Here is a 13,465-nt window from a genome sequence, read left to right on the forward strand (position 1 = left end):
TGGCGCCGTATCCCAGGCACGTGAACCACGAGCTGAGCCCGATGGGGTGCCCGGTTCACCTCGATGACGTCGACTTGTTCGGCGACGGAGCGCAGGAGCACTGGTACGAGGCGTACGAGATCCTCCATCGCGAGGCCCCGGTGTTGCGTCTCGAAGGCGGCGGGTTCTCACCTGGCACGGACGCGTTCGTGCTCACCAAGCATGCCGACGTGAGCCTCGTCGTGCGAGATCCCGACCGATTCCCACCCCTGACCACGACCCGTCTCGGGCGCCTCGTCGACCAGGGCATGTCGCCCGACGACGCATACGCGACCCACGGGAGCCTGATGCAGGCGTCGATGCTGTCGCTACGGCCGACCCAGGAGCTGTACATCCGGCACCGCAAGGAACTCACCGACCCGTGGGTCGGCACCGGTGCGTTGCGGCACCGCGAGATGATCACCGGCCACGCCAACGACCTGATCGACGCGTGGTTCGACGACGGCGCTGGCGGCGGCGTGACCGACGGGGCGATCGAGGTCGAGTTCATCAGTCGGTTCGCGCGGCCGCTCCCGCAACGTGTGATGGCGACGATCCTCGGGTTCCCGCTCGACGACGTCCCGCTGCTCGCCGCGTGGGGCGACGCCGCGGTCACCCCGTTCGTCCACGGCCACGGACTCCGCCACGAGATGACCCCCGAGCAGACCGCCGACATGCTCGCCCGACTCGACGGGTTCCAGGAGTACATCTACGACCACGTCACCGCCAAACGCGGCGACCCGCGAGACGACATGATCAGCTTCCTGTGCGACGTGCACTACGACGCACTCGACCGGAAGCTGACCGACCTCGAGATCGCCGGCATCGTCCACGCCATGATCCTCGGCGGCCTCGAGACCACGCAGTACGCGCTGGAAGAACAAGCCCAGTTGCTGTGCGAACACCCCGGTGCGTTCGAGACGCTGCGCGTCGATCGGACGAAGCTGCGCACCTTCGTCGAGGAGGGGATGCGAATGCGTTCACCGACCCATGGGCTCTCGACTCGCATGACCGCGAACGACGAGGTGTTCCAGGGCGTCGACGTGCCGGCCGGGTCGCTGCTGCACCTGCGCTTCGGCGCCGCCAACGTCGACCCCGACGAATTCGAGCATCCCTTCGACCTCGACCTCGATCGCGACGGCGCCATCCGCCACCTTGCGTTCTCGGCCGGCCCGCGGGTGTGCCCGGGAGCGACGCTGTCACGCGTGGAACAGCAATCGGCCTGGAACGTGCTCCTCGATCGCATGGCGTCGATCGAGTACGGCGCCGACAACGACTGGCTCCATCAGCCCGGCATCATGCTCGGCACGAGCCGCCTGCAGGTCCGCTTCCGTGCCGTGTCCGGAACCGCCCAGACGCTGCCTCTCAGGAATCCATGAAGCCCGCGATGGCGGCGTCGGCTGCAGCGTCGAACGGTTGCAGCACGAGGTCGATGCTCCCGCTGTCGATCTCGGGAGCGAGCCGCTGAACATCACTCGCCGTGTGCGCGGTGACCGCCAGCTTCGCGCTGGCGCCCCACCGCTGCAGCGAGTTGGCGAGCACCTTGTTCGTGTCGACCCGCGGGATCGTGCTGACGATCCAGCGAGCCGAATCGATCGGCAGGCTGCTCGGAAACTCCGGGTCGTCGGCGTCACCGAAGCGCTTGGTGATGCGCTCGGCGAGCGCCTCCTCCTCGGGCCGGATCCGTGTGTGCGGGTCCCAATCGACGACGAGCACGTGATGACCGTTGCGGGCCAAATGCTCGACCAGGCGACGGCCGAAACGTCCGTAGCCGTACACGATCACGTCGACTCGCTCCGGCTGATGGGTGGGAACGTCCACGACCCCACGCCGCTCGAAGATGCTCAGCGCACCGCTCAATCGTTCGAAGATCTGATGCGAGTAGAGGATCAAGTACGTCGACATGGCGATCGTGATCATGCCGACGAGCGTGACGAGGCCGACCGCGTCGTTGTCGACGTGGCCCAGTTCGCGGCCGAGCGTGATCAGGATGAGCGAGAACTCGCTGATCTGCGCCACGGCCAACCCCGCCAGGAACGACACCCGCTTCGGATACCGCATCACGCCCATGATGACGAGCACGATCATCGGGTTGCCGATCAGGACGAACAGCGACAACACGATCGCGGCGGGGACCTGAGACCCGATGGCCGAGAAGTCGAGTTGCGCGCCGAGTTCGATGAAGAAGAACAGCAGCAGGAAATCACGAAGCCCGGTGAGCGACGCGGCGATCGATTCGCGGTACGGCGTCGACGCCACGGCGAACCCGGCGAGGAACGCGCCGACCTCAACGGAGAAGCCGAGCCAGTCGCTGAACGCTGCCACCGAGACCGCCCACGCGACCGCCGAGACGATGAGTAGTTCCTGCGACGACGCAACCAGGTCGAGGAGTCGGGGGAGTACCCAGCGGATGACGATCGCCATCGCGACGATCAGACCTGCTCCCTGCGCGGCGACGAGTCCGATCTGAACGGCAACCGAGCCGTCACGCTCGTTACCGATGGTGGCGAGCACGATCATCACGAGCACGACGACGATGTCTTGCACGATCAAGAAACCGAGGGCGATTCGGCCGTGGAGTTCGTCGAGTTCGCGCTTGTCGGACAGCAGCTTGACGATGATGATCGTCGACGAGAACGTCAACGCCACCGCGACATACAACGCGACGGTCGCCGACATCCCGAGCACGATCGCCAGCCCGAAGCCGATGAGGGAGGTGAACGCGACCTGTCCGAGGCCGGTGATCAGCGCGACCCTGCCGGTCGTACGCACCAGGTGGAGGTCGAGCTTCAACCCGACCAGGAACAGCAGCACGGCGATGCCGATCTCGGCGAACAGCTCGATCGGCTCGGTGTCACTCACCCAATCGAGCACCGAGGGACCGACGATGATGCCGACCGCGATGAAGGCGACCACCAACGGCTGGCGTGCTCGATTCGCGATGAACCCGATCGCGGCGGCCACCGCGAGGATCGCGGCCGTCAGCGTGAACGCATCGCCGGCGGCGATCATCCGGTCAGGAATTGAATCGCCCGGCTCATCGAGCCGGGACGGCCGACGACGACCAGACGATCACCAGCCTCACACGGCCGATCGGGATCTTTCTCGATGAGGTCATCGGTGTCATCACGGATGACCGCGATGACCATGGCGTCATCCGAGCTCTCGAGGTCGTGGAGCCGCTTTCCGATGGCTGGGGCTCCGGCCGGCAAGGTGACGGTCCGTAAGTTCGCTGCGTCGACGGGCTGACGCTCCGCCGGTTGCTCGACGACGAAACGAATACCCGACAGCAACGCCGCCAGCGTCGTCGATTCCGCCGCGTTGAAGCGAAGGGTCAACATCGACTCGTCGGACGCTGGCGGCGTGACCTGCAACGTTCGATTCATCGAGTCGGCGGGCGTGCTCACCGTCACCACGCTGCCGTCGCCGAGCGTCAGGGAGAAGAGGCGGGCGCTGCCCGGCATCGGATGCTCTCGGACGTGCACCTCACCGTCGTGAATCATCGCGATGAGACCGTCCTTCCCGGGGCTCGGCTCGAGTCGCATCGGTCACCGAGACCGCTCGACACGAGGCTGGTTCGACGCCCGCATGTTAGTCGACGGAGGTCGACGACATCACTCCAGGTCTGGCCGATCGTCGGCGCCGAACGTCCACAGATCGAGGTCGGTGAGGTCGAAGCCGTGGGGGAACACCACCAACAGACGGTCGTGCGCCGTGAGCACCGTGTGCCCGTCGGGGACGAACGTCACGTGGTCGCGCACCACGACCGAGATCCGGGCGTTGTCGGGCAACGGAACCTCGCGCAGGGTCGAACCGACCACCCGCGCCTCGGCCGGCAGCGTGACCTCGACGACGTCGGCGTCGAGCGCATCGACCGGCACGATCTCGGCCGCCACCGCCGTCGGGTCGTCGGCGGCGAGCCCGAGCCGACGGGCCAAGGGCGCAACCGTCGGCGCTTGCAGCGCCACCGAGACCACCACCACGACGAAGGCCACGTCGAACACGAGCGAACCGTCCGGATGACCGGCGGTCAAAGGAATCGTCGCCATCACCACCGGAACCGCCCCGCGCAGGCCCGCCCACGACACCAGAACGGTCTGGCGCCACGGCACCCGGAAGCAGGCCAGCACGGCGTGCACGGCCAGCGGTCTCGCGACGAAGACCAGCGCCACGGTGACGACCAGGGCCGTGCCGAGGTCGCCGGCGAGCGCGCTCGGGAACACCAAGAGTCCGAGGAGCAGGAACAGTGAGGCTTGCGCGGTGGCCGCGAGCCCTTCGTGGAAGGTCAGAACTCCACGGACCGGGCGTCGCTCGGTCGCCAGCACCACGCCGGTGAGATACACCGCCAAGAACCCCGACGCGCCGAGCAGCGCCGCGAGACCGTACGACACGCCAGCGATCGCCAGCGTCAGAACGCCGAACGACGTCGCGAACCCTGCGTGGAACCTCGTCACCAGAAACCGTGCGGCGAGTCCGACCGCGACACCCACGACGACGCCCCCGACGAGTTGTGCCGCCACGAACGTCGCCCAGTCGAGGCCCGACGGGTCGGCCCGCCACACCTCCACCATCCCGACGGTCAACATCACGGCGACCGGATCGTTCATTCCCGATTCCAGTTGGAGGAGCCAGCGCGTCCGGCGCGGGAGCGACTCGCCCCGTAGTGCTGCGAACACCGCGGCAGCGTCGGTCGAGGACACGACCGCTCCCATCAGCAGCGCCGTCTCCATCTCGAGGCCGAGCAGGTAGCGCGACGCCAGCGCCACGACTCCAGCGGTGACCGCGACGCCCGCGGTCGCCAGCAAGCCAGCGGGGACACCGACTCGTCGAAACGAGGTCGGGTCGGTGGTGAGTCCGCCTTCGAACAAGATCACCAACAGCGCGACCGCCGCGATGTTCTGCGCCAGCGCGGCGTCGTCGAAACGAATCAGCGCGAACCCGTCGTCGCCGACGATCATGCCGAGACCGAGGAACAGCAGCAAGCTCGGCACCCGGTACTGCGAGGCGAGCCCACTCGCGACGACCCCGATCACGAGCAGCGCGCCGCCGAGCAAGACCGCCACGTCGACCCCGAATCCGGCGTTCACTGCGCCACCATCCGCCGAAAGCGTTCCGGCATCGGTCGGAGGCGAACGCTCCGTACCCGACACGACGACACGCCCGAACACTACCGGTGATCACCCTCCCCGATCCCGCGTCCGACACTGCTCGACGCGCCGCCAGGACCCGATCGCATCAGGTCACAGGAGTTGCTTGCGGACCCAACCGGAGAGCAACTCGACGGAGTAGACGATGACGAAGATCGCGATCAGCAGGCCCCCGAGCAGGTCCCACTTCAACAACTTCGCTCCCTGCAACAATGCGAAGCCGATGCCGCCGCCGCCGACGATGCCGAGCACCGTCGAACCGCGAATCGACGCGTCGAGCAGGTACAGGGAGTTGCTGACGAGCGATGGCATCACCTGAGGGAGCACCCCGGAGAATGTCTCCTGCATGCGGGTCGCACCGGTCGCCCGGATACCGTCGCGGGGACCTTCCTGCACCTCTTCGATCGCGTCGGCGAACAGCTTCGTAGCGAAACCGTAGAGGCCGATCGCCAGCGCCAGCACGCCAGGCTTCGGACCGAGGCCGAGGGCGGCGACGAAGATCACCGCGACGATCAGGTCGGGCAGCGCCCGCACCCCGAGGATGAAAAAGCGGGCAGTCGCGTAGATCCAGCGCGCCGGCGCCACGTTGCGAGCCGCGAGGAATCCGGTCGGGATGGCGACGATCAACGCGATGAACGTCGCAGCGAAGCCCATCAGTACCGTCTCGATCAACTGCTCCCCGAACTCGGGAATCCACCAGTCGAAGTTCGTCGGTACCATCCGCAAGAACACGCGCGGAATCTCCGGCAGGCCGGTGATCAGTTCGAGCACCGACATGTCGGTCATCGTGAACGACAACACGAGCATCATCGCGGAGAACGCCCCGAACACGTACATCGTGGTCCGCTCCCGCGTCCACGGAGGTGTCAGACGGCGCTCGCCGTTCGCGGCGATCACTTGGTCGACGGTGCGGTCCGGATCGACGGCGTAGTCGGCAGCGGCAGGTCCGCCCCGCAATCGGCTCAGCATCGAGACCTTGGTCTTGTCGTGGCCGAGGATGGTGGCGCGGACGTTGGTCGACACGACTTCGACGACGACGATCAGCGCGATGATCAACAGCGTGACGCCGAGGAGTTCTTCGTAGCGCAGGCCTCCCTGGAACGCCCGGATCTGCAGACCGATGCCGCCGGCGCCGACGAGACCGAGCAACGTCGCGGAGCGGAAGTTGATGTCGAGGCGATACAGCGTGATCGCGATGAACGACGGCAGCAACTGCGGGAGCACGCCGGTGGCGAGTTCCTGTCCCCGGCTGGCGCCCGTCGCCTGCACGCCTTCGCGCGGGCCTTCCTGGATCTGTTCGATCGAGTCGGCGAACAGTTTGCCCAACATGCCGATCGAGTGGATGCCGAGCGCCAACACACCGGGCAGCACCCCGATCGAATACACCCGCACGAAGATGAGTGCGAAGATCAGGTCGGGGATGGCGCGGGTGACGACGATGATCCCGCGGGCGATCGCTCGCATCCAGCGCCAGCGCACGATGTTCGACGCAGCGAGGAACCCGAGCGGCACCGCGAGCAACACGGCGAGGAACGTGCCGACGAAGGCCATGAAGAACGTGTCGAGCGTCGCTTCCCAGATCGGCTGGAAGTCTTCGATCCGAGGCGGCCACATCCGACCGAGCAGGTTGGAGATGTCGTCGCGCTCGAAGAACAGTGTGAGCGGGTTGACGCCGATGTCGTAGAGCGACCACAGCGAGACCCCGAGAAAGAGCGCACCGACCAGCCACATCGTGGCGCGTTGGCGGGTCCACTGTGGTGCGTCGCGACGGTCCGACGTGGGCGCGGGCGGCGCTTCCGGGAGCTGGCGTTCGTGCAGAATGGTCACGACGGCGCGACCTGCAGCTGGTACTCCTTGGCCTTCTCGCCGGTCGGGTCGAGCCGACGGTAGACCTCCATGACCCGGGCCTCGTCGAGTGACGAGTCGACCTCGGTGTCGAGTACGACCTGGCCGTCGCGGAGCCCGACCAGCCGGTTCGCCCAGCCCAGAGCGAGGTCGACCTGGTGGAGCGAGCAGACGACGGTGATGTTGTCCTCGACGCACGACCGGAACAGGACGTCCATGACCTGGCCGGAGATCTCGGGGTCGAGCGAAGCGACCGGTTCGTCGGCGAGCACCAGTCGCGGCTTCTGCATCAGCGTGCGGGCGATCGCAACGCGCTGCTGTTGCCCACCCGACAGCGTGTCGGTGCGCTGGAAGGCGCGGTCACCGAGGCCGACCCGATCGAGTTGTTCGAGCGCCTCACGTCGAATCGCCTTCGGATAGCTGAGGACGCCGTAGCGCGGCCACCGAAGGCGCCCGAGAGCGCCCGACATCACGTTCTCGAGACACGACAGCCGCCCGACGATGTTGAACGACTGGAACACGAACCCGACCTCGCGACGCAGTTCGCGCAGGTCTTTCTGGCCCAATGACGCGAGGTGTCGGTCGAGCACCTGCACGGTGCCCGACGTCGGGCTGTGCATCCCGTTGAGATGACGGAGCAGGGTCGACTTCCCCGATCCGGAAAGGCCGATCACCACGGTGAGCTGCCCCTCGGCAACCGACAGCGAGACGCGATCGAGGGCGGTGACGCGACCGTTGTCGAAGGTCTTGGTGAGGTCGCTGACGGCGATGACCTCACGATGGTGAACGGCGGGCGGGTCGATGGTGGTGTTCATGGTGGGGTCTCGTCTCGGTCGATTCGTCGGGTGGTCGGTCGCGGGGTGAAGCGTGGGAATGCAACGGGAGGGGCGGCTGGCAGCCGCCCCTCCCGTTCGGTTCAGATGATCAGGCGTTGCAGCGGTCGGAGCCGGTGAGCTCACACAGCTCGCGGATCCCGTCGAAGTAGCTGTCGTCACCCTCCAAGTAACCCCAGAACGGACCATCGGAGAGCGGGCAGTCCTCGGTGGAGTCGCAGTAGCCGTTCTCGACGGCCCAGTCGACGTTGACCTTCGTGTTGACGATCTCGACCAGCGCCTCTTGCAGCGACTCGGGCAACCAGTTGCCGTGAGCGAGCGGCGGAGCAGCGATCGGCGTCGACTTCCAGATGATGTCGAGGACAGCGGCGTCGGGGTTCACGTCTTCGCCTTCACCCGTCGAGTCCATCACCCCGGCCAGGTCACCGGATTCGATGAGCTGCTGCGTCACCATCGTGTCGTAGGCGAAGCCGGCGTCACAGTCTCCGTTCGCGACGGCGATGGCCGATGCATCATGGCCACCGGCGAAGATCGATTCGATGTCGGTCGAGTTCTCGGTCGGGTCGAGGCCCACCTCGAGCAGCGCCGCCGAGGGGAACAAGAAGCCGGACGTGGAGCCCGGATCGACGAAGCAGACCCGCTTGCCGGCGAGGTCGGCAGGCTCGCGGATGTCGGACCCGACCGGCGTGACGAGGTAGGAGCGATAGTCGCCGTAGCCCTCGGGCGTCTCGGCCGACCACAGCCCGGTGACCTCGATGTCGGCGCCGGCACCGGTGGCGATCACGTAGGCGAATGCCCCGTACGAGCCGATGTCGACGCGCTGAGCGATCATGCCTTCGATCACGCCCGCGTAGTCGGCGGCTTGCACGAACTCCATCTCGATGCCGAGTTCATCGGCGATGATCTGCGGGGTCACGTACGAGCTGATGTCCTGCGCATTCTCAGCGGGCACCGCGGCGAACGTCAGCTTGTCCGGCCAGTCGGCGCGGTCATCGGCTGCTGGCTCCTCTTCGACGGCCGGCTCGTCCGCGGCTGCTGGCTCCTCTTCGACGGCCGGCTCGTCCGCGGCTGCAGGCTCCTCTTCGACGGCCGGCTCGTCCGCGGCTGCAGGCTCGTCCGCGGCTGCAGGCTCGTCCTCGGCAGCGTCGTCGCTGCCGCATGCCGCAGTGATCAGCACGAGCGATGCGGTGAGTGCGCCGAGCATGCGAGTGCGACGGCGACGGTGGGGGGATGAGATGGTGTTGTTCACACCGCCTTGTCTAGATAGCGCGGATGAACGACACGTGTCGCCGAGTCGACCGGGTGGCGAACGCTGTTCGAATACCTCGGGTCGCGAGCTCAAGCGCCGTGCGTGGGCGGCTCTTCCACGATGACGGTCACCTCGAACATGTCGGTCCTCATCCAGGCGTCACTCTCGTGGACGACGACGCCGGCCGGCTGATCCACCGTCTCGCTGACGACGTGCCACGACGGCATCACCGATGACGAGAAGTCGAGTGCGGACGCATGCGCAGGAGGAGGGATCGCCATCGCAACGCGGACCGAACGCCGCCTCGGGATGTAACCGAGCGACGCGAGCGTCTGGTGGATCGACGCTCCGTCGACGATCGCGTCATCGACCAGTCGACCGATATCAGCGGGGAACGAGTCCACGCTCGATGCCGCGACGAGCCCGTCGACATACGACACCCGGGTGAAGGTCAGCGCCCGGCTCGTTCCTCGACCGACCCACCTCCGATCGACGATCACCGTCGTCGGCCGATGTCCGGCCGCCTCGACGTTCCGGTGGAAGCTCGCGATCCCGCCGATCCGGATGACGTAGTCGAGGCGGTGCGCCACGAACGTTCCACGACCCATGACACGACGAACGACCATCCGCCGCTCCAGCTCGCGGACTGCCTCACGCGCGGTGAGTCGGTTGACCCCGAATTCCGCGGCGAGCTGATGTTCACTTTCCACCAGCGTTCCCGGAACCAGGTCGCCCCAACGCTGGGCCAGCCGATCCGCCAACTCGACGTACTGCGGACTCCGACTCACGACTCCCACAACCTACTTCTCCCCACCCGACGCCCGAGATGTCGGTCGACGACCCACGTCAATCTGGTGTCTGACACCAGATTGACGTCCAGCTCGGCAGGGTCAGCGGTCGATCTCGGCGAGGGACTCGAGGAGGGGGGCGAAGGAGTGGACGGGGGCGCTGCGGAGCGTTGAGTCCTTGGCGAGGTCGTCCCAGCGACGGAGGTCGGCGGCCGCGGCCGCACCGTCGAGGGAGCGAAACGCCTCGACTTCGTCAGGATCCATCGGGCCGCCCTGCACGACGAGGCTTGCCACCGATGCCGGCGACAGCGTCGAGTGATACGCGTCGTCGACCGCACACAGGTACCGCTTCGCGTCGACGTGGAGGCGGATGGGCTCGGTCACGGCCTTCGGGAACCATGACGACAAGAAACGCGCCGCCACGTCCTCGTGATGCAGATCCCGTTCGAGAAAGTCCGGGCGATCGTCGTGCTCGTCGAGCAGCAGATGGCCGAGGTCGTGTAGTAACGCCGCCGCGACGAGTTCGTCGGACGCACCGGCAGCTCGTGCCAGTTCAGCGGTCTGCACTGCATGCTCGTTCTGCGTGACGGCCTCGTCGTAGTGTTCGCCGCCCTTGGCCTCGAACACGGCGATGATCCGGTCGACGAGGTCGTCGACCTCGGTGATCTGTCGCCAAGGGGTCGCGACCGCGTCGCGAGCGGTCTCGCGGACAGGATCGCTCACGAGAGCGCTCCGATCTCGCGGAGTTGTTCGACGGTCGGTTCGATCCCGTCGAACCCACCCACCGTGCTCACCCGAGTCGATGGCGCACCGGTCTCGGCGAAATACCGGAGCTTGTCGGCGTAGTACTGCTCACGCAGGTCGCCCTCGCGTGCGGCGTTGTAGGTACAGAACAGCGCCCGGCGCGTCGTCGACGTGAGATTCGGGCCACTGCGATGCGGAGCGAGCGAATGGAACCACAGCAGATCTCCGGCTCGCATCGGCAGCGCCAGCCAATCGAGACCCACCGCCACGTTCGGATCGACGCAACCGTCACCGTCGTCGGGCAGCAGCTCGTCGTGCAGACCGGCGACGGCTTCGAGGCAACCGTTGTCGAGCGTGGCATCGTCGATCGCCACCATGCACGTGAGATGCATGTCGACGAACTTGTACGCCGGCGCATCCTGGTGGGCGATGAAACCCGCCCCACCCGACAGCTTGTAGTTGATCTTCTCCTTGTAGAGCACGATCGGTTCGCCGAGCAGACGCCCGCCCATCTCGACGAGCGTGCCCTGCGCGATCAAGTCCCGGAAGCCGCCGTGATCCAGCAGGTTCTCGGAACGTGCGATCTGCGGGCCGGCGTCGCCGACCTCGTAGTGCTGCAGCAGACCGCCGTCGCCGTACGGCCGAGTCGCGACGTCGTCGACCCACGACCGCAGCTCGGCGAGTCGATCGGCGTCGAACACGCCAGGGACATGAAGAAATCCGTCGCGCCGCCACGCGTCGACGTCGAGTTCAACGGCTGGTGCCTGACCCTGGGTGTTGGGGGTGGTCGAGATGCTCATGAGATGAATCCTTCTGCGAGCGTGTTCGAGGACAGTGTGCCTGCCAGCGGTCGATCGGCGACACCGGCTTGGCTGACGACGAGACGGACCGTCGGAATCGATCCGTGGAACTCGACGACGGCGATGTCGCCGCGATAGCCGGCTTCCAGACGGCCTCGATCGGTGAGGCCGACCGTGTCGGCGGGCCCGAACGTGACGAGGCCGACGGCCGTGGCCAGATCGCAGACACCGCGATCCACCAACGCTGCAACGGCACCGAACAACGTCGACGGCAGATAATCGGAGGCGAGGACGTCGCACAGGCCGAGCCCCACCAGTTCACGCGCGCTCACGTTGCCCGAATGGCTCTCGCCGCGCAACGCGTTCGGCCCACCGCACACGATCGGCAATCCGTGCTCGCGCGATGCTCGTGCGGCCACGACAGTAGTCGGGAACTCCGAAATGGTGACGCCGCTCTCGAGCGCCTCGTCGATCTCGTCCACCTCTGCGGGGTCGTGGCACATCAGCCGGATCTTCGACGCCAGTGCCTGCTCGGCCAGCCAGGGAACGGCCCGGTCGCGCTGACCGAGTTGGGCTTCGCGTGCCTCGAGAATGTCGTCGATGTAGGACTCCGAATCCTCATCCGACAGGCCCTTCACGTCGGCGACGTAGCGCTCGTACCAGCGACGATCGGCGTACTGGCCGCGTCCCGGCGTGTGGTCCTCGTACGAGACGAGTGGCGACTCGGCGTGCAGTCCGTGCGAGCGATCGAGGTCGCCGGCACTTCCGGGTATCAGGTCGGCGAGGCGGTCCTGTAGGCCGGCCAGACCGTCGGCGTCGCGCACGTCGAGTCGATGCAGGATCCGGTGGTCGACGATGGCGCGCCCCGACCGGGCGATGCCGTCGATTGCGGCGCACATGGCCTGCGCCTGCTCGACGGAGCGTTCGTACTTGGCTCCGTTCTCGAAGCCGATGCCGTGGTACACGGTGGTGACCCCGGCGCCGCGGACTCGACCTTCGAACGAGCGCAGCGCGAACTCGATCGGAAGCTCGACGCCGGGCCGTGGTCGCAACTCCTTCTCGAGGCCGTCGGAATGGAGGTCGATCGCTCCGGGCACGGTGACCGCGCCGCGGGCGTCGATGGCATCACTCGGCCGAGCGGCTCCGGTCGAGACCTCGACGATGAAGCCGCCTCTGACGACCACGGTCGCGTCGTGGAGCACTCGATCGGGCAGCACCGCTGTCGTGTTGACGATGGTGAAGTCGGTGGGGGTGGGGACGGTGTTCATCAGCGGGCGACTCCGGTCAGTTCGGGAAGGACGAGGGATGGGGGTCCGGTGCGGACGATGCGACCGGCGTCCATGAGCGCGACGGCCGAGGCGAGACGCGACATCGCGTCGAGGTCGTGGAACACCGACAGCACGGCGACACCGAGATCGGTCAAGTCGGCGATCAAGGCGAGTGCAGCGTCGCGATTCGTCGGATCGAGCGCCGACACCGGTTCGTCGAGCAGCAGCAGCCGAGGTGGCGACACGGTGCCCGCAGCGAGATTGACCCGCTGCTTCTCCCCGCCCGACAGCACGCTCGCGTACACATCCCAGAGGGACTCGTCGAGTTGCAACCGCGACAGTGCGTCGGCGGCAGCGTCTCGAGCGTCGGCTCGGTCGATGCCACGGAACACCGCTGCGCGCATCACGATCTCGATCGGCGAGCGCCGAGGCTCCGGATGCAGGAACTGCGACACGTACCCCAACTCACGGCCCCGCAGCAGCGCCATCTCGCGATCCGGCAACGCTGCGATGTCGACGATCTCACCCATGCCGAGTCGCAGCTCGACCGATCCCGCAGACGGGAGGTAGGTGCGATAGATGCACTTCAGCAACGACGACTTGCCGGCCCCGCTCGAACCAGCGAGCGCCACGTGCTCGCCCGGGTGGACGTCGAGATCGACGCCACGCAAGCCCTCGACGACGCGGCCGTCGACGTTGTGCATCACGAACTGCTTCTCGAGCCCGGTGACACGCAGCACCGGTAACGGTAACGATGCGCCGTCGGAGAGATG

The 13,465-nt window shown here is 66.9% G+C and carries 12 protein-coding genes; 1 reads left to right on the forward strand and 11 read right to left on the reverse strand.

The window, feature by feature from the left end; genetic code table 11:
- The first annotated feature begins 20 nt into the window (after positions 1 to 20).
- Positions 21 to 1,397 carry a cytochrome P450 gene (locus ACE37B_RS23055; protein WP_409925700.1) on the forward strand — a complete coding sequence of 459 codons (1,377 nt, stop codon included), beginning with the start codon at positions 21 to 23 and terminating at the stop codon, positions 1,395 to 1,397.
- On the opposite strand, the gene ACE37B_RS23060 is transcribed toward ACE37B_RS23055, so the two are convergent.
- The 11 genes from ACE37B_RS23060 to ACE37B_RS23110 all read right to left on the reverse strand — a co-directional run bounded on the left by ACE37B_RS23060 (position 1,384) and on the right by ACE37B_RS23110 (position 13,432).
- Positions 1,384 to 3,030, reverse strand: a complete 1,647-nt coding sequence (locus ACE37B_RS23060) for a cation:proton antiporter (RefSeq protein ID WP_409925701.1) — start codon at positions 3,028 to 3,030, stop codon at positions 1,384 to 1,386. The two genes, ACE37B_RS23055 and ACE37B_RS23060, sit on opposite strands and share 14 nt — an antisense overlap.
- Positions 3,027 to 3,521: a cation:proton antiporter regulatory subunit gene (locus tag ACE37B_RS23065; protein ID WP_409925702.1), complete on the reverse strand. Its 495-nt coding sequence runs from the start codon at positions 3,519 to 3,521 to the stop codon at positions 3,027 to 3,029. Before ACE37B_RS23065 ends, ACE37B_RS23060 begins: the two co-directional genes overlap by 4 nt.
- Positions 3,522 to 3,632: 111 nt before the next feature.
- Entirely contained in the window at positions 3,633 to 5,105 is a 1,473-nt protein-coding gene (locus ACE37B_RS23070; protein WP_409925703.1) for a potassium/proton antiporter, read from the reverse strand.
- Between the two features lie 153 nt (positions 5,106 to 5,258).
- Positions 5,259 to 6,992, reverse strand: a complete 1,734-nt coding sequence (gene phnE / locus ACE37B_RS23075; protein ID WP_409925704.1) for a phosphonate ABC transporter, permease protein PhnE — start codon at positions 6,990 to 6,992, stop codon at positions 5,259 to 5,261.
- Positions 6,989 to 7,825, reverse strand: coding sequence for a phosphonate ABC transporter ATP-binding protein (phnC, locus tag ACE37B_RS23080; RefSeq protein ID WP_409925705.1), 837 nt, complete (start codon positions 7,823 to 7,825; stop codon positions 6,989 to 6,991). The genes phnE and phnC overlap by 4 nt, the downstream gene beginning before the upstream one ends.
- A 109-nt stretch (positions 7,826 to 7,934) precedes the next feature.
- Positions 7,935 to 9,092: a phosphate/phosphite/phosphonate ABC transporter substrate-binding protein gene (locus ACE37B_RS23085; protein ID WP_409925706.1), complete on the reverse strand. Its 1,158-nt coding sequence runs from the start codon at positions 9,090 to 9,092 to the stop codon at positions 7,935 to 7,937.
- Between the two features lie 89 nt (positions 9,093 to 9,181).
- The gene (locus ACE37B_RS23090; RefSeq protein ID WP_409925707.1) at positions 9,182 to 9,880 is read right to left on the reverse strand and encodes a GntR family transcriptional regulator; all 699 of its coding nucleotides are present in this window, start codon (positions 9,878 to 9,880) and stop codon (positions 9,182 to 9,184) included.
- Positions 9,881 to 9,982: 102 nt separating this feature from the next.
- The gene (locus ACE37B_RS23095; protein WP_409925789.1) at positions 9,983 to 10,546 is read right to left on the reverse strand and encodes a phosphonate degradation HD-domain oxygenase; all 564 of its coding nucleotides are present in this window, start codon (positions 10,544 to 10,546) and stop codon (positions 9,983 to 9,985) included.
- A gap of 53 nt (positions 10,547 to 10,599) precedes the next feature.
- Positions 10,600 to 11,424 carry a phytanoyl-CoA dioxygenase family protein gene (locus ACE37B_RS23100; RefSeq protein WP_409925708.1) on the reverse strand — a complete coding sequence of 275 codons (825 nt, stop codon included), beginning with the start codon at positions 11,422 to 11,424 and terminating at the stop codon, positions 10,600 to 10,602.
- Positions 11,421 to 12,692: an alpha-D-ribose 1-methylphosphonate 5-triphosphate diphosphatase gene (locus tag ACE37B_RS23105; RefSeq protein WP_409925709.1), complete on the reverse strand. Its 1,272-nt coding sequence runs from the start codon at positions 12,690 to 12,692 to the stop codon at positions 11,421 to 11,423. The genes ACE37B_RS23100 and ACE37B_RS23105 overlap by 4 nt, the downstream gene beginning before the upstream one ends.
- Positions 12,692 to 13,432, reverse strand: coding sequence for an ATP-binding cassette domain-containing protein (locus tag ACE37B_RS23110; protein WP_409925710.1), 741 nt, complete (start codon positions 13,430 to 13,432; stop codon positions 12,692 to 12,694). Before ACE37B_RS23110 ends, ACE37B_RS23105 begins: the two co-directional genes overlap by 1 nt.
- Positions 13,433 to 13,465 lie beyond the last annotated feature (33 nt).

Source organism: Ilumatobacter sp. (genome assembly GCF_046290335.1).
Lineage (GTDB): Bacteria > Actinomycetota > Acidimicrobiia > Acidimicrobiales > Ilumatobacteraceae > Ilumatobacter_A.

What these genes read in the sequence shown, in the direction of transcription:
- ACE37B_RS23060 (WP_409925701.1), bottom strand. Translation starts at nt 3,030, where the DNA reads ATGATCGCCGCCGGCGATGCGTTCACGCTGACGGCCGCGATCCTCGCG.
- ACE37B_RS23065 (WP_409925702.1), bottom strand. Translation starts at nt 3,521, where the DNA reads ATGATTCACGACGGTGAGGTGCACGTCCGAGAGCATCCGATGCCGGGC.
- phnC (WP_409925705.1), bottom strand. Translation starts at nt 7,825, where the DNA reads ATGAACACCACCATCGACCCGCCCGCCGTTCACCATCGTGAGGTCATC.
- ACE37B_RS23100 (WP_409925708.1), bottom strand. Translation starts at nt 11,424, where the DNA reads ATGAGCATCTCGACCACCCCCAACACCCAGGGTCAGGCACCAGCCGTT.
- ACE37B_RS23105 (WP_409925709.1), bottom strand. Translation starts at nt 12,692, where the DNA reads ATGAACACCGTCCCCACCCCCACCGACTTCACCATCGTCAACACGACA.